This is a genomic window from Actinokineospora xionganensis, from assembly GCF_014323725.1.
GTDB lineage: Bacteria > Actinomycetota > Actinomycetes > Mycobacteriales > Pseudonocardiaceae > Actinokineospora > Actinokineospora xionganensis.
On the sequence record NZ_JABVED010000008.1, the window covers coordinates 102888 to 127641 of the forward strand.

Here is a 24754-nt window from a genome sequence, read left to right on the forward strand (position 1 = left end):
CATGAGCACCACCAGCCTCACCGCGATCCCCGGTTTCATCGCGGGCACGTGGGACATCGACGCGTCGCACTCCGATGTCGCCTTCACCGTCCGCCACCTGGTCATCACCAAGGTCCGCGGCCGCTTCGACGACGTGACTGGCTCCATCGTCACCACCGACGACCTGGCCACCGCGGGCGTCGAGGTCGTCATCGGCCTGAACAGCATCAACACGAACAGCGAGCAGCGGGACGGACACCTGAAGTCCGCCGACTTCTTCGAGACCGAGACCTACCCGGAGATGACCTACAAGGCGACCGGCGTCCGCCCGGACGGCGACAAGTACGTCCTCGACGGCGAACTGTCCCTCAAGGGCGTCACGAGGACCGTGCCGGTGACCTTCGAGCTCAATGGCTTCTCCCCCGACCCGTGGGGCGGCACCCGCATCGGCCTGTCCGGCGACGCGTCGATCAACCGCAGGGACTTCGGGGTGAACTTCGAGGGCGTGCAGAACGGCCTCGCCGTGGTCGCCGACAAGATCGACATCCACCTGGAGATCGAGGCCGTGCTGCGTCAGGGCTGAGCCCAGGCCGCCGCGAGCAGAGCGCGGGTTTCGCCGAGCAACTGCGGCAGCACCTTGGTGTGACCGACGACCGGCATGAAGTTGGCGTCGCCGCCCCAGCGCGGCACCAGGTGTTGATGCAGGTGGGCGGCGATACCCGCGCCCGCGACCACTCCCTGGTTCATCCCGATGTTGAACCCGTGCGGCGCCGCCACCCGGCGCGCGACCCGCATCGCCCGTTGGGTGAACTCCCCCAGCTCGACGGTCTCGGGCGCGGTCAGCTCCGTGTAGTCGGCGACGTGCCGGTACGGGACGACCATCAGGTGTCCCGGGTTGTACGGGTAGAGGTTGAGCACCGCGTAGACCAGCTCACCGCGCGCGATGATCAGCGCGTCGGCGTCGTCGAGGTCGACCAGCCCGCAGAACGGGCAGCCGTCCTCCTCGTCGTGCTCGGGCTTGTTCTCGCCGCGGATGTAGGCCATCCGGTGCGGCGTCCACAGCCGTTGGAGGGCGTCCGGCACCCCCACCCCGTTCTGGGCGACGAGCTCGGGCTCTCCGGAGCCAACGGCAGCGGCCATGTCCACGATCCTAGTGGCGGCCGGTTCTCCTGGATTGGCCATGGTCGCGACACCGCACGGTTCCATAAGGTCGGGCGCGTGAGCCTGCTGATCAAATCCCCCGCCGACGTCGAGCGCCTGCGCGCGGTCGTCGGCGAGTACCGAGTCCTGCTGTCTGGCGCCGACACCGGCGGCAGGCTCGCGGTCGTCGAACAGATCCTCCCGCCGGGCGCGCTCGGGGCGGCCCCGCATGTGCACCACGGGCACGAGGAGGACTTCATAGTCACCGCGGGCGCCATCACGTTCGACACCGCGACCGAGGCTCGCGTGGTCGCCGCGGGCGGGGTGGTGTCGGTGCCCAGGGGCGCGGCGCACGGCTTCGGCAACGACTCGGCCGAGACCGCTCGGTGCATCGTGACGTTCACACCCGCCGGGTACGAGGACTACTTCCGCCTGATCGACGAACTGGTCCGGGCGGGCACGTCGCCCGACGCCGACACCCTGGCCCGACTGCGCGCCCGGTTCGCGACCGAGTCAGCGACTCATTAGCGCCCGAATGTAGGCGTTGGCTTCGGCGCGGAACATGAGGACCGTCCCGACGACAGCGGCCGCGGCGACAAGCGTCATCGCCATGAACTCGATTCCGGGGCCGGTGCCGACGAAAGTGCTCGCGGCGAGGTAGAGAAAAAGGGCGGCGATGAGGGCCAGCACGATTCTCGGGCCTCGCCAGCCTTTTCGGAGGTTGCCCGCGCAGAGGACGATCACTATGCCGAAGAAGAAGACCAGGCCGTGGCTGGGGACCGGGTTGGTGTTGAGGATGATGGTGATCAGGACGAAGAGCAGGAGGGCAATGCCCAGGGACAGCCAGACGACATAGGCCTGATCCAGGCACTTCGGGCGCTCGGTCTCCTCCATGAGCCCATGTTATCGATTGTCGCTGCCTTCGGCGTTTCGAGCGCCTGATCGAGTGATCGCCGTACCGGCGTCTTGGTCTCGATGCGCCTGTTTCGACGCATTCGCGCTGATTCAAAGGGGAACCACCCAAAACCGCCCGTCGGGCTCGGCCGGCTATGTTCTTGCCGCGGCCCCGTTCCCGACATGTGGCCTTGACCGGACCCTTGCGGTTTGCCTGCGGCGGGGGCGAACAAGAGAAACGGGCCGTTCTGCTGAACGGCCCGTTTCTTATGGTTGCTTGGTCCTTATTCGGCGGCGACCTTGAAGGTTTCCGCCGACGGGGACGTGTTGTCCCTGCGGGCGATCCATTCGTGGACCGCCTCCACCGCGCGGTCCACGGGGATGCCGTTGACCTGAGATCCGTCCCTGAAGCGGAACGACACCGAGCCGGACTCGACGTCCTTGGCGCCTGCCACCAGGAGGAAGGGCACCTTCTGCAGGGTGTGGTTGCGGATCTTCTTCTGCATCCGGTCGTCGGAGGTGTCGACGTCCACGCGGATGCCCTTGGCGCGCAGGGCTTTGGCTACCTGCTGGAGGTGTTCGACGTGGTCTTCGGCGATGGGGATGCCGACGGCCTGCACTGGGGAGAGCCAAGCCGGGAAGGCGCCCGCGTAGTGCTCGGTCAGAACGCCGAAGAACCGTTCGATGGAGCCGAACAGCGCGCGGTGGATCATGACCGGGCGCTTGCGGGAGCCGTCGTTGGCGGTGTACTCCAGTTCGAAGCGCTCCGGCAGGTTGAAGTCGACCTGGATGGTCGACATCTGCCAGGTGCGGCCGAGGGCGTCCTTGGCCTGCACGGAGATCTTCGGGCCGTAGAAGGCCGCGCCGCCCGGGTCGGGGACGAGCTCGAGGCCGGAGCTCTCCGCGGCGACGCGCAACGCTTCCGTGGCCTGTTCCCAGACCTCGTCGGAGCCGACGTACTTCTCGTCGTTGCGGGTGGACAGCTCCAGGTAGAAGTCGTCCAGGCCGTAGTCGCGCAGCAGGTTGAGCACGAACGACAGCAGCGACTTCAGCTCGTCCTGGACCTGTTCGGGCGAGCAGAAGATGTGCGCGTCGTCCTGCGTCATGCCGCGGACGCGGGTCAGGCCGTGGATCACGCCGGACTTCTCGTAGCGGTACACCGAGCCGAACTCGAACATGCGCAGCGGCAGCTCGCGATAGGACCGGCCGCGCGACCGGAAGATCAGGTCGTGGAACGGGCAGTTCATCGGCTTGAGGTAGTAGTCCTGGCCGGGCTTGCGCAGCACGCCGTTCTCGTCGTACTCGGCGTCGAGGTGCATCGCCGGGTACATGCCGTCGCGGTACCAGTCCAGGTGGCCCGAGGTCTCGAACAGGCCGCCCTTGGTGATGTGCGGCGAGTAGACGAACTCGTAGCCCTCCTCGGTGTGCCTGCGCCGCGAGTAGTCCTCCATCTCCTGGCGGATGATCCCGCCCTTGGGGTGGAAGACCGCCAGGCCGGAGCCGATCTCGTCGGGGAAGCTGAACAGGTCGAGCTCGACGCCGAGCTTGCGGTGGTCGCGGCGCTCGGCCTCGGCGATCAGCTCCAGGTGCGCGTCGAGCGCCTCCTGCGACTCCCACGCCGTGCCGTAGACGCGCTGCAGCTGGGGGTTCTTCTCGTTGCCGCGCCAGTACGCCGCCGCCACCCTGGTCAGCTTGAACGCCGGGATGTGCTTGGTCGTGGGCACGTGCGGCCCGCGGCACAGGTCGCCCCAGACCTGCTCGCCGCTGCGGGGGTCGAGGTTGTCGTAGATCGTCAGCTCGCCGCCGCCGACCTCCATCACCTCGTCGGTGTCGACATCGGACTTGAGGTCGACCAGCTCCAGCTTGAACGGCTCGGCCGCCAGCTCCCGCTTCGCCGCCTCGACCGACTCCACGACGCGCCGGGAGAACCGCTGCGACCCCTTGATGATCGCCTTCATGCGCTTCTCCAGCGCCTGCAGGTCCTCCGGGGTGAACGGCTTGTCCACCGAGAAGTCGTAGTAGAAGCCGTCGCGGACCGGCGGGCCGATGCCGAGCTTGGCCTCGGGGAACTGCTGCTGCACGGCCTGCGCGAGCACGTGCGCGCAGGAGTGGCGGATGACCGCGCGGCCGTCGTCGCTGTTCGCGGCGACCGGCTCGACCGTCGCGTCGGCCTCCGGGGTCCACGACAGGTCGCGGAGATGACCGGCGGAGTCGCGCACGACGACGATCGCGTCCGCGCCCTTGCCCGGGAATCCGGCTTCGCGCACGGCAGCGCCCGCGGTAGTGCCCGCCTGCACCACCACGCTCGTGGCGGGTGCGACGGCTACGGGCTGCTCGGACACGATGACTCCTCGGTTCAGGACACGGGTTGACGAGGAGTGATGTTACTAGTCCGCCTCCCCGGAATTTTTAAGGTTGGTCACCAAGGAGCGAGACCCGCGGACGGTGGGTGACCGTGGTCGGCCGCCGTCACGGTGCCCCTTGGCATCGGTTGGTCGACGCGATGGATTCAGGACCGTGGCCGTCAGGCCCCGAGCATCTGCTGCATGCGGCGGATCTCCGCGGACTGAGAGGCGGTGACGTCGTCGGCCATCTCCTGCACCCGCACGTCAGCGCCCGTGGTCTTCACGGCGTCGGCCATCGTGAGCGCGCCCTGGTGGTGGGCGATCATCAGCCGCAGGAACAGCTTGTCGAACTCGGCGCCCTTGGCCGCCTTGAGCTGGTCCATCTGCTCCGGGGTGGCCATGCCCGGCATGCCCGCATGGGCGTTGTGGCCGCCATGACCGGCCGGGGGCACGGGCGCCTTGTTGTGCTTCTTCAGCCAGGCGTCCATCATCTCGATCTCCGGGCCCTGCGCGTCCGCGATACGCGAAGCGAGCCCCTTGACCTGCCCGTCCGCGCCGCGATCGGGGACCAGCACGGCCATCTCGATGGCCTGCCGGTGGTGCACGATCATTTCGCGCACGTAGGTGACGTCAGCGTCGTTCGGCGGTGTCTCAGGACGCGCGCTGCCCGCTTCCTCAGGGGACAGCGTCCGGTTCGACTCCCCCGGCTTGCCCGGCTGGAGCACCGGCGCGGTCGGCTTCGCGCCGATGGGCTCTTCGCTCCCACTGCACGCGGTCAGCCCCAGCAGTGCGCCGAGCACCACGATTCCGCCCGCCATCCGCCGCAACCTCATCAAGAGCACGCCCTCTCCCGTCCAGCAGCACAACGACCGCAAGGTACTACGACATCCGTTGCCGTTCACTCCTCGACTGGGAAAAAGCCAGGCCAGGAAACGCTTCTGCGAAAGCGTTCACCAGCCAAATAATGTCTTGACCCCACTTCCTGCAGCGAGGGGATCTTCCGTGACCCACTCCAAACGCCGTCTGGCTTGCGCGGCCGCGGCGGGTGTAGCCGTCGCCGCCGTCGTCTCCGTCGTCTCCGTCGGCACTTCCACCGCGGCCGCGGCGCCGCCGCCGCCCGGTCCGGGCGTCGACCAGATCGTCAGCAGCCCGAACATGAAGCAGCTGGCGAACGTCCCCGCCACCGCCCCGCTATCGGGCGCGAGCTCCACCGGCACCGACCTGGCGTTCACCGGCAATTACGCCATCCAGGGCAACTACCTGGGCTTCACCGTCTACGACATCACCACGCCGAGCGCGCCGAGGATCGCCGGCCAGGTGCTGTGCCCCGGCGCGCAGAACGACGTCTCGGTGCACGGGAACCTGCTCTTCCTGTCCACCGACTCGCGGCGCTCGAACGACACGTGTGAGTCGACGTCCTCCTCCAGCGGCACCGTCTACTGGGAGGGGATCAAGATCTTCGACATCGCCGACAAGGCGAACCCCCGCTACATCAAGAGCGTCGAGACGGCCTGCGGGTCGCACACGCACACCCTCGTCCCGGACAAGGCGGGCACGGACGTCTACCTCTATGTCTCCTCTTACAGCCCGTCGACCACGCTGTCGAAGTGCCAGCCGCCGCACGACAAGATCTCGATCGTGAAGGTGCCGCTCGCGGCACCGACCACGGCGTCGGTGGTGGCGACCCCGGTGCTGTTCCCGGACGGCGGCAACGCGGGGAGCAGCAAGACCTCGGCCACCACCGGCTGCCACGACATCACCGCGTACCCGTCGAAAGACCTCGCCGCGGGCGCGTGCATGGGAGACGGTGTCCTGCTCGACATCGCCGACCGGGGCAACCCCCGGGTTATCGACCGCGTCCAGGACAACGCCAACTTCGCGTTCTGGCACTCGGCGACGTTCAACAACGCGGGCACCAAGGTGATCTTCACCGACGAGCTCGGCGGCGGCGGCGCGGCCACCTGCAACAAGAAGACCGGTCCGACCCGCGGCGCGGACGGCATCTACGACATCACCGGCGCGGGCGACACCCGTGACCTGGTGTTCCGCAGTTACTTCAAGATCCCGCGGTATCAGACCAACACCGAGAACTGCGTCGCCCACAACGGCTCGCTGGTCCCGGTCGCGGGCAAGGACATCATGGTCCAGTCCTGGTACCAGGGCGGCGTGTCGGTGTGGGACTTCACCGACTCGGCCGGCCCGCGCGAAATCGCCTTCTGGGAGCGCGGCCCGCTGCCCGACGGTGGCTCGGGCGGCACCTGGTCGGCGTACTACTACAACGGCCACATCTACTCGTCCGACCTGGTGAAGGGCCTCGACGTGCTCGACATCAGCGACCCGGCGACCGACGGCGCGAAGAGCGTGCGGTTCACCGAGCTCAACGTGCAGACGCAGGGCTCCTACGCGGGCTGACCCGGCCGGGTGGTGGTCCTCTCGGATCCCGGGAGGGCCTTCACCCAGGTGCGCCAGATTACCGGTTAAACGGCAAATGGGAAAAATAATCACTGTTTGGAAGTAGATCCACGGGAGAGACTGCGCGGATAGACGTCCCATGAATGAGGGGAACAGCGTGAGGGCGACACGTTTCGGTTCTACATCCAGATACGTCACGGCCGCGGTCATCGGCGCGACCACCATCTCTCTCTCCCTCTGGGGAACCGCGTCCGCGGCAGCCCAGAACGGGCCCGACCTCGGCCAGGAGAACTTCGTCACCAGCCCGAACGTGCGGCAGGTCGCGAACGTTGCGGCCACCGCACCGCTGCTCGGCGGCGGCGCCAGGTCCTCGGACCTCGCGTTCACCGGTGACTACGCCATCGGCGGCAACTACAACGGCTTCACGATCTACGACATCAAGCACCCGAAGAAGCCCACGATCGTCAGCCAGGTGCTCTGCCCCGGCTCGCAGGGCGACGTGAGCGTGCACGGCGACCTGCTCTTCTACTCGGTCGACGCCCGACGCAGCGACGACTCCTGCAACTCCGTGTCCCAGAACGACGGAAGCAAGCCGTACTGGGAGGGCGTGCGGATCTTCGACATCAGCGACAAGGCGAACCCGAAGTACATCAAGGCGGTCGAGACCGACTGCGGCTCGCACACGCACACGATGGTGCCGGACAAGGCGGGCACCGACGTCTACCTCTACGTCTCGTCCTACGCACCGTCGGCCTCGCTGCCGAAGTGCCAGCCGCCGCACGACAAGATCTCCGTCATCAAGGTCCCGCTGGCGAACCCGAGCGCGGCCGCGGTCAACTCCACGCCGGTGCTGTTCCCGGACGGCGGCAACGCCGGAACCCCCGGCAGCTTCCCGAACCACTACGTGCGCCAGACCAGTGGTTGCCACGACATCACCGCGTTCCCCGAGAAGGACCTCGCCGCGGGCGCCTGCATGGGTGACGGCGTGCTGTTCGACATCTCCGACCGCGCGGCTCCCCGCGTGATCGAGAAGATCCAGGACAACGTGAACTTCGCGTTCTGGCACTCGGCGACCTTCAACAACGACGGCACCAAGGTGGTCTTCACCGACGAGCTCGGCGGCGGCGGCGCGGCCACCTGCAAGCCGGAGATCGGCCAGACGCGCGGCGCGAACGGCGTGTACGACATCACGGGCACCGACCTCGGCTTCAAGAGCTACTTCAAGATCCCGCGGCACGACAGCGAGATCTGCGTGGCGCACAACGGCTCGCTGATCCCGGTGGCGGGCAAGGACATCATGGTCCAGTCCTGGTACAAGGGCGGGGTCTCGATCTGGGACTTCACCGACTCGGCCAACCCGCGCGAGATCGGGCACTTCGACCCGCTGCCCTCGCGCATCGGCCCGTCGGGCACGTGGTCGGCGTACTACTACAACGGCTACATCTACTCGAACGACGGCCAGCAGGGCCTTGACGTGCTGCAGATCAACGATCCGCTGACCGATGAGGCGAAGTCGGTTCACCAGAAGGTGTTCAACGCCCAGACCCAGTACTCGCTGCGTCACGGCAACAACTGATCCAGCCACCGTTCTCGGGCTCGTGGATGGCGAAGATCACACCGCCCCGAGATACTGCGTGGTACAGACCTGCAGGTAATGAAGGGAAAAGAGTGAAGTCAATTCACTTCGACAAGAGGTCTCGCAGAGCAGCGCTCGCGGTGCTCGGTGTGGCCGCGGCGGGTCTGTCCGTCGTGGGCGGGCCGGCCGCCGCCGCACAGGACTTCCCCGCCAATGACGAGATCGTCACCAGCGCCAACGTCTCCCATGTCGTCAACGTCGCGCCGACCGGTCCGCTGTCCGGGCCCGCCTCGGTGGGCACGGACCTCGCCTTCAGCGGGGACCACGCCATCGTCGGCAACTACCTCGGATTCACGATCTACGACATCAAGAACCCGAAGAGCCCGACGATCACCAGCCAGGTGCTCTGCCCAGGCGCGCAGAACGACATCTCGGTGAGCGGGAACCTCGTGTTCCTGTCCACCGACGCGCGTCGCAGCGACAACTCGTGCAACTCGACCTCCCAGAACGACGGCACAAAGCCGTACTGGGAGGGCATGAAGATCTTCGACATCACCGACAAGAAGAACCCGAAGTACGTCGCCGCTGTCGAGACCGACTGCGGGTCGCACACCCACACGCTGGTGCCGGACAAGAAGGGCAAGGACGTCTACCTGTACGTCTCGTCCTACGGTCCGTCGGCCGCGCTGCCGAAGTGCCAGCCGCCGCACGACAAGATCACGATCATCAAGGTCCCGGTCAAGAACCCGGCGGCCGCGGCGATCGTGTCCACCCCGGTGCTGTTCCCGGACGGCGGCCACCCGGGCAAGCCCGGCACCGTCGACACCGGCTACGTCGTGCCCACCAGCGGCTGCCACGACATCACCGTGTTCCCGGCCAAGAACCTGGCCGCGGGCGCGTGCATGGGTGAAGGCGTGCTGATGGACATCTCCGACCGGGAGAAGCCGCGGGTGATCAACACCGTGCGCGACGACGATCACTTCGCGTTCTGGCACTCGGCGACGTTCAACAACGCGGGCACCAAGGTCGTCTTCACCGACGAACTCGGCGGCGGCGGCGCGGCGACGTGCAACGCCAAGATCGGCCCGACCCGCGGCGCCAACGGCATCTACGACATCACCGGCCGCGGCGACGAGCGCAAACTCGAGTTCCGCAGCCTGTTCAAGATCGACCGTCACCAGACCGACTCGGAGAACTGCGTCGCGCACAACGGCTCGCTGATCCCCGTTCCCGGCAAGGACATCATGGTCCAGGCCTGGTACATGGGCGGCGTGCAGGTGTTCGACTTCACCGACTCGCGGGCGCCGAAGAAGATCGGCTTCTTCGAGCGGGGCCCGGCCGCCGACCCGAACACCGGTGGCGGAATCTGGTCGTCGTACTACTACAACGGCTACATCTACGCCTCGGACATCGGCAAGGGCTTTGATGTCATCGACATCAACGACCCGGCGACGAACGTGGCGCGCGGTCACAAGTGGACTGAGCTGAACGTCCAGACGCAGTACGGCTACGGCAAGTAGCCTGCTTCACGACGAAAGGGTCCGCGGTCACCCGCGGGCCCTTTTCGTCGGCTCAGACGGTCTCCACGACCTGGTCGTACTCCAGGCGCGGGCCGCGCGGGAAGGCGGCGTTCACACCGGGGTTGCCGATGTTGACCACGACAAGCGAGCGCCTGCGGCCGTCGGGGAAGAACTCGCGGTCGACAGCGGCGGCGTCGAAGCCCGCCATCGGCCCGGCGGCCAGCCCGGCGGCGCGCACCCCGAGCACGAAGTACCCGACCTGCAGCGCGGCGTTGAACCTGGCGTTGTCGGTCCGGTGGGTCTCGTCGGCGTAGTAGTCCTTGGCGCCCGGCAGGTGCGGGAAGAGAGTGGACAGGTGCTCGTGGAAGTCCACGTCGGCGGCCAGGATCGCGACGAGGGGCGCGGCCGCGGTCTTGGCGCGGTTGTTCTCGGAAAGCAGCGGCAGCAGTCGCTCGCGCGCCTCGTCGGACCGCACCAGCGTCACACGCAGCGGCTGACCGTTCATCGCGGTGGGAGCCCACTTGACCAGGTCGTAGATCGCGCGGATCTGGTCGTCGGTCACCGGCTCGGCGGAGAAGGTGTTCGCGGTGCGGGCCTCGCGGAACAGCAGGTCCTGGGCGTCCTGCGGGAGGACGAGGGTGTCGTTCAGGGTGGCGGTCATCAGGTCCCCTAGGTCGGGCGGGAGGTTCACTGATGGCCAACTTGATTGAGAGCTTAACTATTCCAGTTGAGAGCTTGACTATTTGGTGAGCCGCGCCACTCCCTACGTGCGGAGCTTGTAGGGCACCACGTCGGCGAGGAAGTCGTCCGCGATCTTGTCCGCGACCAGCCCCGGATCCAGCGGGCTGCCAAGTCGCTCGGTCAACGCCTGGATCTCCGCCGCCCGCTTCTCGAGGATCTTGGTCAGCGTGCGCTTGCCGCGCAGCCACAGCACGGGAGCGACGAGCGGCCTGAGCAGACCTTTGCCCCGCACGTCCGCCTCGACGTCGACCGTCCAACCGGGACGGACCCAGGCCCTGACATCACCGACCACCCGGTCGTGCTCGATCGAGCCGACCACCTGTGGTTCGGCCCCACGCGGCCCGTCGAGGTCAAGGGCGACGGTTCCCCGCACGGCACCGCCGATGCCCTCGACGCTCCCGTCGAACGTCGCGTCGACCTTGGCGGCACCTTTGGCGACCGTGGCCTCGATCGGCACGTCATCCGCCTGCTCGACCCGCACGCGCACCTCGCCGGGGCTGTCGGCGAGCACCTCGGCGACGTAATGCCCGGGCCGCTCCCCCGCGGTCACGACCTCGTAGCGCGCGCCCGGCTTGGCATGCTCGCCCGCCACCAGCGCCAACCCCTCCCGCCGCCGCCCGTCGACGAGCACGACACCGTCGTCGTCGAACACCGACTCCTGCCACCGTTTCACCAGCAACGGCACGACCTGCGCGATGGAGTCGTCCACTCCGAGCAACGTGACGGCACTTTTGATCCGCATCCGCGCAGCGTAAAGCCGCTCACGCCCACGCGCTCGGGATGATCAGGCCCCGTGCGGACGCGCGACGTCAGAGCTTTCCAGACCATGCCGGAACTCGCCTCCCGACCGGCGGAGCCGGATCGCGCGGCTGACCAAGACGGGCAGCGGACCGACTGCCGAGTTCACCGTCAGCTGGTAGCCGTCTCCCTCGTCCCCCTGCCCGAGCCGGGCAGGGGGACGGGCCGCGCCAGCCGCCTGATTGCTCCGGTTTCGCGTGCTTGCCGAGGTCGGAAGTGCTCACGGCCGCCAATGATCGGCAACCCATGTCGGTGCGCCACCAGTTGGTTGTAGCTTCCGTGGCAGCGGCACGTGTCGGCGATGCCGAGTCGAGTGAAAGGGGGGCCTCGATGCGAGGCATCCTCGTCCGCCTGCCCGCCATCGGCTGCGCCCTGCTCCTCGCCGTCCTCGCCGCACCCGCGGACGCGGTCGCCGCCGCGTCGGATACGCCGGGCACGGTGATCAGCGCGAAGCCACTCGCCGAGTCGGGGTGGTCCAAGCTGAAGCCGGAGGCGACGGCCGCCCAGCACGTCACCTACTGGTCGACCCAGCGGGTGGCGGGCAGGCCGACCACGGTTGCGGTGACCGGTGCGGTGTTCCGACCCGCGGGCACACCGCCGCCGGACGGCTGGCCGGTGGTCGCCTGGGCGCATGGCACGGTCGGCATCGGCGACGGCTGCGCGCCGTCGGCGGGCGAGCGCTCCGACCGGGACGCGGCCTACCTCAAGCACTGGCTCGCGCAGGGCTACGCGGTGGTCGCCACCGACTACGCGGGCCTCGGCACTGCGGGCGTGCACGCGTACCTGGACGGCGCCACGGCCGCGTACAACACGGTGGACATGGTGCGCGCCGCGCAGGACGTCGAGCCGTCGCTGGCGGACAAATGGGTGGTGATCGGCCAGTCTCAGGGCGGCCACGCGGCGCTGTTCACCACCAACCTGGCCGCCGAGTACGCCCCGGAGAGCGACTTCCGCGGTGGCGTGGCGACCGGACCGCCGTCGAACCTGGAGTCCGTGGTCAGCCTGGCGAACCCGCTGCTGCCGGACCTCCAGCAGCCAGGGCTCACCACGTTCCTTGCCTACATCCTGGCCGGTCTGCCGACCGCGCGACCGGACATCGATGTGAACAGCTACCTGACCGAGCTGGGCCGGGCGGTCGTCGCGGACGCGGCGGAACTCTGCTACCCCGAGATGGTCGAGCGGGTGCGTGGCGTGTCCATCGGCAGCCTGTTCGGCAAGCCGTTGACCGATCCGCAGTTCCACAGCGCCATCAGCAGCGTGATGAAGGTGCCCGTGCGCGGCTACGACCAGCCGTTCTTCATCGGCCAGGGCACGTTCGACACCGTGGTCTGGGCGCCGCTGACGGCGAAGCTCGCCGCCGAACTCACTCTCAACTGGCAGCCGTTCACGGTGAAGACCTACCCCGCCGACCATGGCGGGACGATGGCCGCGTCCCTGCCGGACACGACGCCCTACGTGGCGAAGCTGTTGAGGTAGCCGCTCTGGACGCACGTGTGGCCGACGAGCGTGCTGCTCACTTCCACATCCTTGGGTCGTGCGTGGGGTCGGCGTACATGGGTGGGCAGCCGTGTTCGACGGCTTCGGGGCGCAGTTCGTAGTGCCAGGGTTCGTTGGCGTAGATCTGGCACAGCCCGTACCCGGCACCGTGCTCGGACAGCCACGCCCTGGCGGCGGAGGGCCCGAGGTCGACCGCGTCGCCCGACACGTGGGCGGACGTGTCGGGGGTGGCCACCCAGCGGGCGGCCTCCTCGGCTGAGCCGTACTTGGATACCGCCTGACGCAACAGCTGTCGCTGGTATTCCGGGGAACGCCAGCCACCGTTGACGACGAACTCGACCCCGTCCGCCGCGGCATCCTTCGCTGCCCGGCGCAGGGCATCGAGCAGTTCTGGATCGAGGTTGGCCACGGCCGGTGTGTCGTCGTCGAAGACGCTCACGGGCTCGGGGACGGCGCCGTGTGCCTTGCCGAGAGTGCGCGGGACAGTCCAGGTGGTCGAGGACACTACCGATCGGGTGGGTCGGGTCGCTGTTTGTGCTGGTTCGCTGTAGGACATGGCCCCAGCCAAGACAGCGCGGTGTTGCGGGCACGTACGTGGTTTTCGATAAGCCGACGATATGGGTGGGCTCGTAACATCAGGGCATGCGTGTGCTGATCGTCGAGGACGAGCCCTATATGGCCGAGGCCATCCGCGATGGGCTGAGGCTGGAGGCGATCGCCGCCGACATCGCCGGTGACGGCGACACCGCGCTGGAGCTGTTGAGCGTCAACGCCTACGACATCGCCGTCCTCGACCGCGACATTCCCGGGCCCTCCGGTGACGAGGTCGCCGAAAGCATCGTCGCCTCCGGCAGCGGCATGCCGATCCTGATGCTCACCGCCGCCGACCGAATCGACGACAAGGCCACCGGGTTCGGACTCGGCGCCGACGACTACCTCACCAAGCCCTTCGCGCTGCAGGAACTCGTGCTCAGGCTCAGGGCACTCGACCGCAGGCGGGCTCACAACAGGCCACCCGTGCGGGAGATCGCGGGTCTGCGGCTGGATCCGTTCCGCCGCGAGGTCTTCCGTGACGGGCGCTACGTCGCGCTCACCCGCAAACAGTTCGCTGTGCTTGAGGTCCTCGTCGCGGCCGAAGGCGGGGTTGTCAGCGCCGAGGACCTCCTGGAGCGGGCGTGGGACGAGAACGCCGACCCCTTCACCAACGCCGTGCGCATCACCGTCTCGGCGCTGCGCAAACGCCTCGGAGAACCGTGGGTCATCGCCACCGTGGCCGGGTCCGGCTATCGAATCGACATCGGACGTGAGGACGGGGACCGTGGATAGGGAGCCCGGTCTGAGCGTTCGCCTCAAACTCACGCTCAGCTATGCCGGGTTCCTCATGGTCGCGGGCGTCATGCTGCTCGCGGTCGTGTGGCTGTTCCTGCTGCGCTACGTGCCCGAGGAGCTCTACACACCACCGGCTTCCACCGGACCGCCGTCGTGGCCGGGTCCGTTGTTCGTCCCCGACCGCTCCGACCTGCTGGAAGCTTTCGTCCCGAAGGCCGCCGCGATGCTGGCGTTCCTGCTGATGTTCAGCCTGGTGGGCGGGTGGGTCCTCGCGGGCAGCATGCTCGCGCCCCTGACGCGCATCACCAACGCCACCCGCCTGACCGCGAACGGGTCGCTCTCCCACCGGATCCAGCTGGAAGGCCGCCAGGACGAGTTCCGCGAGCTCGCCGACGCCTTCGACACCATGCTCGCGCGGCTGGAAGCACACGACGCCGAACAGCAGAGGTTCGCGGCCAACGCCTCCCACGAACTGCGCACGCCGCTGGCGATCATGCAGACGTTGCTCGACGTGGCACGCAACGATCTGAACCGCGACACCGGCGAACTCGTCGACCGACTCCATCTGATCAACACCCGGGCGATCGACCTCACCGAAGCGCTGCTCCTGCTCAGCCGCGCCAACCAGGGGTCCTTCGCCCGGGAACACGTCGACCTGTCCCTGGCGGCGGAAGAAGCGACCGAGACGCTCCTCCCGCTCGCCGAGAAACACGGCGTCACCATCGAGACCGCAGGCGACCAGGCCCCCACCGTCGGCTCACACGCGCTCCTGCTGCAGCTGACCACGAACCTGGTGCACAACGCGATCGTCCACAATCTGCCCGAACAGGGCACTGTGTGGGTGACGACCAGCGCTCACTCGACGGCGGTGGTGCTCACTGTCGAGAACACCGGCCAGAAACTGGCCCCCCGAATGGCTTCCACGCTTGTCGAGCCGTTCCAACGCGGCACCGGACGCACCCGCACCGACCACGCGGGGGTCGGCCTTGGGCTGGCGATCGTCAAGAGCATCGCCCAGGCGCACGACGGAACCCTCACCCTCACCCCCCGGCCCGGCGGCGGCCTCCGCGTCACGGTGCGGCTGCCCGCCGCGTCACCGCAGTGACCTAGGTGATGGGGAAATCAAAGTAGTCAGCTGGATATGGTTCGTCTTCCAGCGTGTAATGCCACCACTCGCACTCGTATGAGCTGAAACCGCACGCCTCCATGATGGAGCGGAGGTGGCGCCGGTTTCGCGCCTCGCCTTGCGTGATTCCCTCGGCTCCATGATGCGAGAGTGGATCCATCAGGTCATGGCCACCACCCATGGAAGCAAGCTCGCCGGTGGCCAGGTGGTAGAGCGTCAAGTCGACCGTGCTGCCCCGGCTGTGGCCCGACCTGGTGGCCACATACCCCTTTTCGAACATCTCGGCTCTGTCGATATTCGGATAGTGCCGCGGTTTCGTCAGACCATCCTCGGGCAGCTCTGACCAGCGCAGAAAGGCCTCGACGGCGCGTTGCGGGCGGTACCCGTCCCAGAGGAGCAGACCGAAACCCTGGGACGCGGCCTTCTCGCCCGCTTGTTCCAGGGCCACGCACAGAGCCTTCGTGCCGACGATCCGGTTGGCCAGGTAGCCGTCCACGGGCTTGCCGGTGAAGTTGTCCCAGGTGGCGTATTTGGCGTCCCAGCGGATGCCGGGAACGAGCTCGTCCACAAAGGCGAAGTCGTCCTTCATCGGACCTTCCCGGTCACTGCCAGCGACACGAGTTGGTCGATCACCTCGGCGAGGGGCAAGCCCGCCGCCGCCATCATTCTCGGGTACCGGCTGTACGAGGTCAGGCCAGGCAAAGTGTTGACCTCGTTGAGGACCACGGTGCCGTCGTCGGTCAGGAACAGGTCCACTCGCGCCAGTCCCCCGCACCCCAGAGCGCCATAGACCGCCTTCGCCGTCTCCTGGACGAGCAAGCGCGACTCCGCCGAAATCTCGGCGGGAACGGTGATGGTCGAGTTCTCGGAACCGCTCTCCGGGTCTTCCTCCTGATGGATTCTGAAGATGCCGTGAGACAGCGTGATCTGATCCGGCTCGCCCGCGATCAGCTCCAGACCGTTCCCCAAGATCGCGCATCCGACCTCGCCCGCGACGACACCCTCTTCAATCAAGACCTTCGAGTCGTACTGCCGTGCGATCTCCACCGCGCTCCGCAGTTCCTCTCGGCCGGACACCTTGGTGACGCCGAAAGACGACCCCGAGCGGGCCGGCTTGACATAGACCGGATAGGCGAACCGGTCGGGGTCAAGATTCTCGTCCTCCGCGACAACCCAGAAATTGGGCGTGGCGATCCCCGCGCTGCCCGCGACGAGGTAAGTAAGCGACTTGTCCATGCACAGAGCGGAACTCTGGACATCGCAGCCGACATAGGGGATGCCGGAAAGCTCCAACAAGCCCTGGATCGCGCCGTCCTCCCCAAGCTTGCCGTGCAGCACGGGCAACACGACGTCCAACTCGATCGCTTCGTATCGCCCCTGGTCCAGGACAAGCAGTCCCTGGACGTTCCTGTCCGGTGACAGCACGACCGGAGGGCAGCTTTCCAGCTCCGCGGCGGGGCCGTCGCACAGCTTCCAGGCTCCGCTCTTCGTGATCCCGACCCAGAACGGCTCGTACTTCTCGACATCGAGGTGTTTCGCGACCTCCAGCGCGGATTTGACGGAAATCGGGTGCTCTTCGGACGAGCCACCGAATATGATTCCGACCTTCAGCCTACCCATACTGCTTCTCGCCTTCGAATTTCAGACAGTTGATGATGGAGTTCTCGACCGTGTCCCAGAGGGCATGATCCGTGTAGTAGGCCGTGTGCGGGCTGATCAGCACATTCGGCATCTCCTGCAGCCGCAACAGCGACTTGCTTTCGATGACCCTGTTCCTGCAGTCGGCGTAAAATATTCCTTCCTCGCCTTCGAGGACGTCCAACGCCGCACCACCCAGCGCGCCGCTTTCCAGCGCCGAAACAAGAGCGTCGGTATCGAGAAGTGCCCCGCGCCCGGTGTTGACAACGAACGCTCCGTACTTCATCCGCGCGAGACGTTGCCGATTCAAAAGATGACGTGTGTCCGCGTTGAGCGGCGTATGGAGCGTGACAATGTCGCTCAGCCGCAGCACTTCATCAAGAGGAACATGGTCGGCGGAAGTCTCGGGACGGCGGTCACAAGCCACGATGTGACAGCCGAACCCCCGCAGCCTGTCCATGACCGCCGCGCCGATGCGCCCTGTCCCGACCACCCCCACAGTCAGGTCGCGCAGTTCCTTCCCGCGTACGGCGTGCAGTCTGTAATCGTGGACATCCGCCCGCCTGATGGTGGATTTGGCGTTTCGCACCGCCATCAGCATCAGCATTACCGTGTAGTCGGCCACACTGTCGGGCGAATAGGACACATTCCCGACGGTAATGCCAACGCTCTCCGCGTACCGCACATCGATGTGGTTGTACCCGATGCTTCTTGTCGAGAGATACTCCACACCGACGCGACTCAGCGCAAGAAGAGTGGAATTTTCGATGCAGGCCTTATGACCGACACTGACGCATCGGTTTCCCCGGGCCAGTTCGCTATTGGCTTCAGATACCGCGTCCTCGGTGATGGTCGGCACAACGCCACGGCGAGGCGCCAGCTCGCGGAACACCGCGGCCTCGTCCTGTCCGCAGCCATAGACCGTGATTCCGGTTTTCAGGACGGCCGAGGAGGACGGCGGTCGCGTGCGGCGGACAGCTGTTGCCTGCTCGCTGTAGGTCATGCCCCCAGTCAAGCCACAGCGGTGTTGCCAGCACGTATCCGGTTTTCGATATGCCGACAATATGTTGTCGGCAGTCGACGATCTGGGCGGAAGCCCCGGCGTCGGGTCGAGCGATTGTCAGAGGCGCAACTCAGCCGACTGATACGGATAGAGCAGACAGCCGCGGCGCCGTTTGGCGTCGAGCGTGCCGTACCCGTACGACACCTGGGTGACGCCTTTGGCCGGGGCCAGTTCGGCGGGCTGGTAGAACATGGCCGAGAAGTAGCCGTAGTCGGCGTTGGGCTCACCGTAGGCCGTGCCCGTGAGCATCACTGTCCACTCGCGACCGTCCTGGATGAACAGGCTGAAGCTGACCAGCCGGTCGCCGTCGCTGACCGTGAACACCGTGATGTCCTCTGGGGCGACGTACTCCCGGATCATGTCGAAGATCGCCGCCTGATCGGCCCGATTCACCCCGCCGTCGTATTTGGCGATCAACCTGCAGCGCAGGTCCAGCAGTTCCGGTTCGTCGTCGGCAAGCGCCCGGGTGCCGGTGACGAGGCCGCGTTCCCGCATCCGGTTGAGCTCGCGTTTCACCTCGTCGCGGTACTTCTTCGGAAGCGTGGCGAGGTACCCGGGGAAGTCCGACCACGTGACCGGCATGTCGCACCGTTGCCCCATGGCGGCTGTGGCGAACCCGGCCTCGGCCAGCGCGGCAACCAAAGGATCGGCGGGGGGAGTCAGATAGAGCACCGTGATCGACGCGATGTGCTCCGACTTCGCCCAAGCCACCAGCTCGTCGGCGAATTCGCGCAGCCCCGCCGGGTCCGCCGCCTCCGATCCGACCGGGAATGTGCCGTAGTACGGGTACATCAGCATCAGGCACGGGTACACGGCGTCCGGGTCGAGGTCGCCCGGCCACGGATGATCGTCGGCGGTGAACAGGCCGAGGTCCGCGGTCCGCCCGGTCAGGATGTGCCAAGGGTCGCGGCGTGGAACCGCGGCGGGCTCGGGCAGCACCGCGCCGCCCATCGCCACCCGGCACGTCCCGTCCGGGGCGCGCAGCGCAAACGTTTGGTACGGACCGGGAAACCAGGATTGACCGAAGTTGATCCACCGCGCCCGGCCCACCGCGGGACAGTCACCTGCCGCGATGTCCCAGTCGTCGGGGAGACCTGGCGTGACGACGAACTCGCCCATCAGACATCCACCACGTAGGCGTTGAGTTCCTGCGGCACCAGGCCATAGCGCATCTTGAAGTCGCCGTTGCGCCTGCCCGCCTCCAGCCGCGGCAGCCCGAGCTCGTAGCCGAGCTTCATGAATGAGCCCCACATCAGGTAGTACGGGCTGAACGACAGCTTGGTCTCCCGGTCGTATCCCAAAGCCCAGGCGTGCAAACGAGTGTCGTCGGTGAAAAGGATGGCGAATCCGAGGAGCGCGTCGTCGAGGGTGATCTCGATGATCCGCGCGTTGGGCGTCTCGCCGAGGAACGCCGCGAGCTTCTCGGCGTCGTAGTAGCCCGCCGAGCCGACCCGGACCATGGTGACCTCGAGCAGGTTGAGCTTCTCGACGTCCTCGTCGGGCATCGCCATCCGGGACACGATTTTCACCCCGGCCTCGGTCGCGCGGCGCCAGTGGCGGTTGTACTCGCGGCGGTCCGCGGACTTGATCGACGCCAGCAGCCCTTCCTCGCTGCCGTGCGCGGCGAAGTCCAGCCAGTACCTGGTGTCCAGGTGGATGCCTTCGACGCCCGCCGCGGTCAGCGCCTCGGCGCTCGGGGAGCCGTCGGCGATGTTGATGAATCCGGTCCGGGGCAGGTTCAGTGACCGCGCGACCTCCTTCATCGCGTCCAGGAGTTCCGCCGCGATCGCGGGCGTGGTCTCCGCGGCCGCCAGTCGTGTGTCGGAGCAGTGCCACACGTTGCTGAGCAACGCGTGTTCGCCCGCCCGCAAACCAAGAGCGCCCAGCGGATCTCCCTGGACGAAACAGGGCGCGAACGCGACGACGGTGTCGTCATCGTCGAGTAGTTCGATGTAATAGCACCCGTGCACCGGCTGGATCGGGAACCTCTCGTACGCCCGCATGAACTCGATCGAGTAGTTCATGTTGGCCCCGGACGCCGCGATGACGGCGGGGGTGCCCGCGCTCAGGTCATCGACGGTACGCACCACCCGTCTGCGGTAGCGGTCAGAACGTGCCGAAGTACTCACGGTGCTCCCATTCGGTGACGTCGTCGTCCTGGGTCGGCTCCACTTTAGCGAGCCACTGTTCATATCGTGCCCACTCGCTCGCTTTGAGTGCCGACAGGCAGCGGTGCAGCTCAGAGCCGAGAACAGTCTGGTAGAAGCGGCTTTCCGCGAAGGTCTCCAGCGCCTCGTCCAACTGCCGCGGCAGGGCGGCCGCGGTACCCGCGTGCGGGTCGGCCGCGGGCGGACCGGGATCGAGGGTGCGGTCCACGCCGTCCACCCCGGCACTGACCTGCCCGACCAGGTAGAGATACGGGTTGGCGGTGGGTTCACCGATGCGGTTCTCCACGTGGCTGGCCGCGTCGCCGTGAGCGCCCAGCACCCGCAGGAAAGCCCCGCGGTTCTCGGTGCACCACGCGACCCGGTCCGGCGAGAGCGAGAAGCCTTCGCGCATCCGGCGATACCCGTTGACCGTGGGCACGCACAGCAAGCTCGACGCCCCAGCGTGCTCGATCAGTCCACCGAGGTAGGCCATGCCCATCGGTGAGAGCGCCGACCCGCCCGGCTCCGCGGTGAACAGGTTCCGGCCGGTCGACCGCTGGGCGAGTGACTGGTGCAGGTGCCAGCCACTGGGGTCGAACCCGTCGAGCGCGGGCAGCGCCATGAACGACGCGTGGTGGCCAGAGCGGGCCAGGACCTGTTTGGTGATCGTGCGCAGCAGCAACATCGCGTCGGCCGCGGCCAGGCCGGGCATCGGGTTGAAGGTGAACTCTAGCTGCCCAGGACCGGACTCGTGCTCGATGCCGCGCAACGGCAAACCCAGAGCTACCAGCGCTTCCAGGACTGGGTCGATGACCGGCATCACCGCGTCGAGCAGGCTGTCGGAGTTGAACTGGTAGCCGCCGTTGACCGCCTCCACGGTCGGCGGCTCACCCTGCACGCCGAAGCCGCCGATCCGCTTGGGCCTGCCGCCGTCGGTGAAGCGGGTCAGGTACCACTCGACTTCCAGACCGACCACGAATTCCAGGTCGCGCGCGGCGAGCGCGTCGACCTGGCGGCGCAGCGCGGCGCGGCTGGACAGCGGGTGCGGGGTGCCGTCGCGCAAGTATTCGTCGCCGATCACCCAGCCGGTCGGGCGCCCGGTGTGCGGAAGGACGCGGAAGGTCGTCGGGTCGGGCACGACGATGAAGTCGCCCGCCCCGGTCAGTTCGTCGACGCCGATGCCGCCGCCCGAGGCGAAGAAGTCGATCGCGACCGCGTGCCCGGTGTCGAAGACGAACGGGCCGGGGCTGAAGTCCATTCCGTTGCGCAGGACCGTGGCGAACACGGGGGCGCTGATCACCTTCGATCGGGCGATGCCGTGCGGGTCGCCGAAGACCACGCGCACGAACTCCAGCGACTCCAGGCGCGCGAGCACCTCGGCGGCGGCCTCGCGCTGGGCATCGGTCCAGAGTCCGTGTCTGGCAACGAAATCGACGCTGCCGGTCGCGGAGGTCAGGTATGTCTCGCTCACCGTCGCACCTTGTCCTTTCGGGGATCGCGGCCACGCCATGGCCGGTCTGCTTCGAACTGCTCGGCCACTCGCAGGAGGTCTTCGTCCGCGCCGCGCCGCGCCACGAGTTGGAGGCCGACCGGATATCCGGCCGTGGTGAATCCGGCGGGCAGGGAGATGGCGGGATGCCCGGTGAGGTTGAAGGGATACGCGGCCCGGCACCAGGCCAGCCAACCCAGGTCGTCGCCGGGATCGGGGCGCCACGCGTCGACCGGGAAAGGCTCGATCCACACGGTCGGCATGGCCAGGATGTCGAACTCGGCCAGCAGTCGGTCCACCGCCTGGCACAGAACAGTTCGCCGCGATATCGCCCGAGCGAGGTCGGCCGCGGTCAGCGTTCGCCCGTGGGCGACCACGCGCATCCGGTGCGGGTCCGACAGCGCGTCGTCGGCTTCGTCCTGACCGGCATCGAAGCCTGCCAGGATGGTCACCAGAACGTCGTACGGGTCCGCGAACGGGATGTCCACTTCGGACATGTCCCCGGCCAGCGCGGACGCCGCGGCGTGGGCGACGCGTTCGGGCTCGGTGGAGTCCACCGGCCAGCGCAGCCAGGCCACCCTGGCCGTGTCGGAGAAAGCCGCGGGGACCGGCGGCACGGTCGAGAGCGGATCGTCCGGATGCGGACCGCTGATCACCCTGGCGACCAGGCCCGCCGTGGCCACGTCGCGGGCGAGCGGTCCGATGTGCGACAGGCCCTCGGGACTGACCGGAACATAGGGTGCCCGGCCGAATGTCGGCTTGTACCCGACCACGCCGCAGAACGCGGCGGGCACCCGGATCGACCCGGCGCCGTCGGTGCCCAGGGCGGCGACGCCGATCCCGGCCGCGGTGGCCGCGGCCGCGCCCCCGCTTGAGCCGCCCGCGCTGCGGGTGGGATCCCACGGGTTGGCCGCGGCCGGCCCGACCTGGTTCACCGTGCCCGCGCTCCAGCCGCCCTCGGACGTGGTGGTCTTGCCCACCAGCACCGCGCCCGCGTCCTTGAGCCGGGTGACCGCGGGGGCGTCGACCTCGGGAATCCACCGCGCCGTGCGGAGCGAACCGCGCGTCGTGCGCACTCCGGCGGTCGGCGTGAGGTCCTTGACCGACACGGGGACGCCCAGCAGCGGACGGCGGTCCCACGCCGCCGCCCCGAGTTCGCGGATCCGCCGCTCGGCGCGACGGGCCTGGTCCATGGCCAGGTCGGCCGTGACCGTCACGAACGCGTGCAGCACGGGTTCGCGCTCCGCCAGCAGGGCAAGGGTCGCACGGGTGAACTCGGTAGGGGAAAGCTCACCGGCGGCATACCACGCCCTGATCTCGGCCGCCGTGGCGTGCCGCAGTGCCTCATCCATGGACGCGCTGATACCAGTCCTTCCCGAAGTCCGTCACGATCGGCTCGTAGCGGGCCATCGCCTGGTACAGGCCGCGCAGCACGTCGGCGGCCGCGATCGCGCCGCGCAGGTCGGCCACGGTGAACGCGGGCGCGGTGGTGCGCATGAGCCGCAGGTCGTAGAGCCCGGGCAGCGCGCGGCCGTCATAGGTGATGCCGAACGGCGCGCGGATGGCATAGCGCACACCGAAGACGACGTGTCCGGTGTGGTGCTGGTCGGACCACTCGGTGACGTCCGGCATCGTCGGGGCGAAGAACCAGTCGTCGCGCCCAGGCTCGCGCTCCACGATGCCCAGGGTGTGCGGGAGGTAGTGCCACGTGTTGAACCGCATCCGCGCGCTGTAGGCGGCCAGCGCCTTGGCCAGGCCGGCGCGGTCCTGGCCGAACCGGTCCACGAAGGCCTTGCGCGGTGTCACGCAGCAGTAGAAGGCGCCGGTTCCCAGGCCCAGCGGATCGACATCGCCATGGTCGACCCGCAGGGGGTCGAACCGCTGCGGCCCCCGGCTCATCGACACGTCCGCGTCGAACGCCTCCGCCGTGGCGGTCAGCAGACCGTGCAGGGCGCACTCCAGCGCCGTGCCGAACGGCTCGACGGTGGGCGCGCCGACCAGGCTCGCGGCGAAGTCGCTCCACAGTGGACCCAGCGCGTCGATCCGCTCGGGAAGCGGGTCGCGCAGCAGGTCCGCCAGGTGGGCGCGCAGGCGGTCGGGCAAGTCGGCCAGCAGGGCGGGGGTGTCCATCAGGTGCTCGACCTTGTGCAAGGTCAGACCATTGATGACCCGGTACGGCCGCTTTCCCTGGGCGATCGCGTCCTGCCGCGATCCCGCGCATTCCCGGGCGCGGGACTCCAGCTCGGTCAGGTCGGCGGCGGGGGCGGCGGGCGCGGCACAGCCGTACGCCTCGATCCGGGCCCGGAGGAACGCGTCCACAAGGGACGGGAGCAACTGGGCTCCGTTGAACTCCTCGGCCCGCACGGGCGGACCGGACTGCAGCACAGCGGCGAGACAGGCGACGAAGCACGCGTCCTCCGGCGCCCACTCGGCCACCGGGACCCCCCGCAGCCGGTTGAACAGCGAGTTCTCATCTCCGATGCCCATGGACTTGCCCGGCAGGGTGCCGCGCTTGCCGAGGTTGGTGTACACGCGGTCGTTGACGTGGATCAACACCGGCGCCATGTGCACGAGGCAGTACTCGATGCGGTCGACGCGTTCGAGAACCTCCTCGCGCGGGAGCGCCGCGAGTTGCCGGTGGACCGCGGCCACGCTCGCCGCGACGGCTTGCGCCTGAACCTGAGCAGCCGCCTTGACGGCGGGCGCATCCAGCGCGCCCCAACGTAATGCGCCCAGCGGGTGGAGGTCGGCGGGTTCCTCCGCGCCGTCGAGCCGCACCGCGACCCGGCCACTGCCGGTCAGCACCAGTCGGTCGGGGCCGTTCTCGCCGACCGCCACCGCCACCGATCCGGCGCGCACGAGGTCGAGCACGATCCGGTCGGCCGAGGTGACGGCCAACAAGCCGACCCGCTCGTCGAGCCGGTCATCGAGGGTCAACGCGATTCGCACGAGTTTGCTGCCATCACTGGCTAATCGCGCACGGTCCGCGACGTCGGCGACAAGGCCGACGAAGCCTTCGGTCTTCAGCGAAAGCATGGCGTCCTGTTCGGAAAGGTAGCT

23 protein-coding genes are annotated in these 24754 nt (G+C 67.9%); 8 read left to right on the top strand and 15 right to left on the bottom strand.

Annotated elements, in window-relative coordinates:
- The first annotated feature begins 1 nt into the window (after nucleotide 1).
- Nucleotides 2–562, top strand: coding sequence for a YceI family protein (locus GPZ80_RS15690; protein WP_187221107.1), 561 nt, complete (start codon nucleotides 2–4; stop codon nucleotides 560–562).
- Here GPZ80_RS15690 and GPZ80_RS15695 read toward each other — a convergent pair.
- Nucleotides 553–1119 (bottom strand): HIT family protein, encoded by a 567-nt coding sequence (locus GPZ80_RS15695; protein WP_187221108.1) that lies wholly within the window; start codon nucleotides 1117–1119, stop codon nucleotides 553–555. The two genes, GPZ80_RS15690 and GPZ80_RS15695, sit on opposite strands and share 10 nt — an antisense overlap.
- 78 nt (nucleotides 1120–1197) lie before the next feature.
- Here GPZ80_RS15695 and GPZ80_RS15700 point away from each other — a divergent pair, with 78 nt between their 5' ends.
- Nucleotides 1198–1647: a cupin domain-containing protein gene (locus tag GPZ80_RS15700; protein WP_312880352.1), complete on the top strand. Its 450-nt coding sequence runs from the start codon at nucleotides 1198–1200 to the stop codon at nucleotides 1645–1647.
- Here the strand turns inward: GPZ80_RS15700 and GPZ80_RS15705 are convergent.
- The 3 genes from GPZ80_RS15705 to GPZ80_RS15715 form a co-directional block, all read right to left on the bottom strand.
- Complete coding sequence (locus tag GPZ80_RS15705) at nucleotides 1633–2013, bottom strand: hypothetical protein (RefSeq protein WP_187221109.1); 381 nt, start codon at nucleotides 2011–2013, stop codon at nucleotides 1633–1635. The genes GPZ80_RS15700 and GPZ80_RS15705 overlap by 15 nt on opposite strands.
- A gap of 284 nt (nucleotides 2014–2297) precedes the next feature.
- A complete protein-coding gene (gene thrS / locus GPZ80_RS15710) occupies nucleotides 2298–4316 on the bottom strand; it encodes a threonine--tRNA ligase (RefSeq protein ID WP_187221279.1) in 2019 nt (672 codons plus the stop codon).
- 221 nt (nucleotides 4317–4537) lie between these two features.
- Nucleotides 4538–5176, bottom strand: a complete 639-nt coding sequence (locus GPZ80_RS15715; protein ID WP_187221110.1) for a DUF305 domain-containing protein — start codon at nucleotides 5174–5176, stop codon at nucleotides 4538–4540.
- Between the two features lie 184 nt (nucleotides 5177–5360).
- Here GPZ80_RS15715 and GPZ80_RS15720 point away from each other — a divergent pair, with 184 nt between their 5' ends.
- The 3 genes from GPZ80_RS15720 to GPZ80_RS15730 all read left to right on the top strand — a co-directional run bounded on the left by GPZ80_RS15720 (nucleotide 5361) and on the right by GPZ80_RS15730 (nucleotide 9866).
- The gene (locus tag GPZ80_RS15720; RefSeq protein WP_376771683.1) at nucleotides 5361–6770 is read left to right on the top strand and encodes an LVIVD repeat-containing protein; all 1410 of its coding nucleotides are present in this window, start codon (nucleotides 5361–5363) and stop codon (nucleotides 6768–6770) included.
- 139 nt (nucleotides 6771–6909) lie between these two features.
- Entirely contained in the window at nucleotides 6910–8346 is a 1437-nt protein-coding gene (locus GPZ80_RS15725) for an LVIVD repeat-containing protein (protein ID WP_222719377.1), read from the top strand.
- Between the two features lie 101 nt (nucleotides 8347–8447).
- Complete coding sequence (locus tag GPZ80_RS15730) at nucleotides 8448–9866, top strand: LVIVD repeat-containing protein (RefSeq protein WP_376771684.1); 1419 nt, start codon at nucleotides 8448–8450, stop codon at nucleotides 9864–9866.
- A gap of 52 nt (nucleotides 9867–9918) precedes the next feature.
- Here GPZ80_RS15730 and GPZ80_RS15735 read toward each other — a convergent pair whose 3' ends face one another.
- Together GPZ80_RS15735 and GPZ80_RS15740 are read right to left on the bottom strand one after the other, a co-directional pair.
- Nucleotides 9919–10527: a malonic semialdehyde reductase gene (locus tag GPZ80_RS15735; RefSeq protein WP_187221113.1), complete on the bottom strand. Its 609-nt coding sequence runs from the start codon at nucleotides 10525–10527 to the stop codon at nucleotides 9919–9921.
- A 102-nt stretch (nucleotides 10528–10629) separates the two neighbouring features.
- On the bottom strand, nucleotides 10630–11349 hold the full coding sequence (locus GPZ80_RS15740; RefSeq protein ID WP_187221114.1) for a hypothetical protein: 720 nt from the start codon (nucleotides 11347–11349) through the stop codon (nucleotides 10630–10632).
- A gap of 386 nt (nucleotides 11350–11735) precedes the next feature.
- Between GPZ80_RS15740 and GPZ80_RS15745 the strand changes: the two genes are divergently transcribed.
- Nucleotides 11736–12881, top strand: a complete 1146-nt coding sequence (locus GPZ80_RS15745) for an alpha/beta hydrolase family protein (protein WP_187221115.1) — start codon at nucleotides 11736–11738, stop codon at nucleotides 12879–12881.
- Nucleotides 12882–12918: 37 nt separating this feature from the next.
- On the opposite strand, the gene GPZ80_RS15750 is transcribed toward GPZ80_RS15745, so the two are convergent.
- Complete coding sequence (locus GPZ80_RS15750; RefSeq protein ID WP_312880353.1) at nucleotides 12919–13407, bottom strand: M15 family metallopeptidase; 489 nt, start codon at nucleotides 13405–13407, stop codon at nucleotides 12919–12921.
- Between the two features lie 137 nt (nucleotides 13408–13544).
- On the opposite strand from GPZ80_RS15750, the gene GPZ80_RS15755 reads away from it, so the two are divergent.
- Nucleotides 13545–14228, top strand: coding sequence for a response regulator transcription factor (locus GPZ80_RS15755; RefSeq protein WP_187221117.1), 684 nt, complete (start codon nucleotides 13545–13547; stop codon nucleotides 14226–14228).
- Nucleotides 14221–15336 (top strand): sensor histidine kinase, encoded by a 1116-nt coding sequence (locus GPZ80_RS15760; RefSeq protein ID WP_187221118.1) that lies wholly within the window; start codon nucleotides 14221–14223, stop codon nucleotides 15334–15336. The genes GPZ80_RS15755 and GPZ80_RS15760 overlap by 8 nt, the downstream gene beginning before the upstream one ends.
- A gap of 1 nt (nucleotide 15337) precedes the next feature.
- Here GPZ80_RS15760 and vanX read toward each other — a convergent pair whose 3' ends face one another.
- From vanX to GPZ80_RS15800, 8 genes are all read right to left on the bottom strand, one after another.
- A complete protein-coding gene (gene vanX, locus GPZ80_RS15765) occupies nucleotides 15338–15946 on the bottom strand; it encodes a D-Ala-D-Ala dipeptidase VanX (RefSeq protein WP_187221119.1) in 609 nt (202 codons plus the stop codon).
- Nucleotides 15943–16977, bottom strand: coding sequence for a D-alanine--(R)-lactate ligase (gene vanA / locus GPZ80_RS15770; RefSeq protein WP_187221120.1), 1035 nt, complete (start codon nucleotides 16975–16977; stop codon nucleotides 15943–15945). Before vanA ends, vanX begins: the two co-directional genes overlap by 4 nt.
- Nucleotides 16970–17998, bottom strand: a complete 1029-nt coding sequence (vanH, locus tag GPZ80_RS15775; RefSeq protein WP_187221121.1) for a D-lactate dehydrogenase VanH — start codon at nucleotides 17996–17998, stop codon at nucleotides 16970–16972. The genes vanA and vanH overlap by 8 nt, the downstream gene beginning before the upstream one ends.
- Nucleotides 17999–18115: 117 nt before the next feature.
- On the bottom strand, nucleotides 18116–19177 hold the full coding sequence (locus tag GPZ80_RS15780; protein ID WP_187221122.1) for a GNAT family N-acetyltransferase: 1062 nt from the start codon (nucleotides 19175–19177) through the stop codon (nucleotides 18116–18118).
- On the bottom strand, nucleotides 19177–20145 hold the full coding sequence (locus GPZ80_RS15785; RefSeq protein WP_187221123.1) for a GNAT family N-acetyltransferase: 969 nt from the start codon (nucleotides 20143–20145) through the stop codon (nucleotides 19177–19179). The genes GPZ80_RS15780 and GPZ80_RS15785 overlap by 1 nt, the downstream gene beginning before the upstream one ends.
- A gap of 19 nt (nucleotides 20146–20164) precedes the next feature.
- Nucleotides 20165–21676 (bottom strand): glutamine synthetase family protein, encoded by a 1512-nt coding sequence (locus GPZ80_RS15790; RefSeq protein ID WP_222719378.1) that lies wholly within the window; start codon nucleotides 21674–21676, stop codon nucleotides 20165–20167.
- Nucleotides 21673–23046: an amidase gene (locus GPZ80_RS15795; protein WP_187221125.1), complete on the bottom strand. Its 1374-nt coding sequence runs from the start codon at nucleotides 23044–23046 to the stop codon at nucleotides 21673–21675. The genes GPZ80_RS15790 and GPZ80_RS15795 overlap by 4 nt, the downstream gene beginning before the upstream one ends.
- Complete coding sequence (locus tag GPZ80_RS15800) at nucleotides 23039–24730, bottom strand: hypothetical protein (RefSeq protein ID WP_187221126.1); 1692 nt, start codon at nucleotides 24728–24730, stop codon at nucleotides 23039–23041. Before GPZ80_RS15800 ends, GPZ80_RS15795 begins: the two co-directional genes overlap by 8 nt.
- Nucleotides 24731–24754 lie beyond the last annotated feature (24 nt).

What these genes read in the sequence shown, in the direction of transcription:
- GPZ80_RS15690 (WP_187221107.1), top strand. Translation starts at nt 2, where the DNA reads ATGAGCACCACCAGCCTCACCGCGATCCCCGGTTTCATCGCGGGCACG.
- GPZ80_RS15695 (WP_187221108.1), bottom strand. Translation starts at nt 1,119, where the DNA reads ATGGCCGCTGCCGTTGGCTCCGGAGAGCCCGAGCTCGTCGCCCAGAAC.
- GPZ80_RS15705 (WP_187221109.1), bottom strand. Translation starts at nt 2,013, where the DNA reads ATGGAGGAGACCGAGCGCCCGAAGTGCCTGGATCAGGCCTATGTCGTC.
- GPZ80_RS15715 (WP_187221110.1), bottom strand. Translation starts at nt 5,176, where the DNA reads ATGGCGGGCGGAATCGTGGTGCTCGGCGCACTGCTGGGGCTGACCGCG.
- GPZ80_RS15725 (WP_222719377.1), top strand. Translation starts at nt 6,910, where the DNA reads ATGAATGAGGGGAACAGCGTGAGGGCGACACGTTTCGGTTCTACATCC.
- GPZ80_RS15735 (WP_187221113.1), bottom strand. Translation starts at nt 10,527, where the DNA reads ATGACCGCCACCCTGAACGACACCCTCGTCCTCCCGCAGGACGCCCAG.
- GPZ80_RS15740 (WP_187221114.1), bottom strand. Translation starts at nt 11,349, where the DNA reads ATGCGGATCAAAAGTGCCGTCACGTTGCTCGGAGTGGACGACTCCATC.
- GPZ80_RS15745 (WP_187221115.1), top strand. Translation starts at nt 11,736, where the DNA reads ATGCGAGGCATCCTCGTCCGCCTGCCCGCCATCGGCTGCGCCCTGCTC.
- GPZ80_RS15755 (WP_187221117.1), top strand. Translation starts at nt 13,545, where the DNA reads ATGCGTGTGCTGATCGTCGAGGACGAGCCCTATATGGCCGAGGCCATC.
- vanX (WP_187221119.1), bottom strand. Translation starts at nt 15,946, where the DNA reads ATGAAGGACGACTTCGCCTTTGTGGACGAGCTCGTTCCCGGCATCCGC.
- vanA (WP_187221120.1), bottom strand. Translation starts at nt 16,977, where the DNA reads ATGGGTAGGCTGAAGGTCGGAATCATATTCGGTGGCTCGTCCGAAGAG.
- vanH (WP_187221121.1), bottom strand. Translation starts at nt 17,998, where the DNA reads ATGACCTACAGCGAGCAGGCAACAGCTGTCCGCCGCACGCGACCGCCG.
- GPZ80_RS15780 (WP_187221122.1), bottom strand. Translation starts at nt 19,177, where the DNA reads ATGGGCGAGTTCGTCGTCACGCCAGGTCTCCCCGACGACTGGGACATC.
- GPZ80_RS15795 (WP_187221125.1), bottom strand. Translation starts at nt 23,046, where the DNA reads ATGGATGAGGCACTGCGGCACGCCACGGCGGCCGAGATCAGGGCGTGG.
- GPZ80_RS15800 (WP_187221126.1), bottom strand. Translation starts at nt 24,730, where the DNA reads ATGCTTTCGCTGAAGACCGAAGGCTTCGTCGGCCTTGTCGCCGACGTC.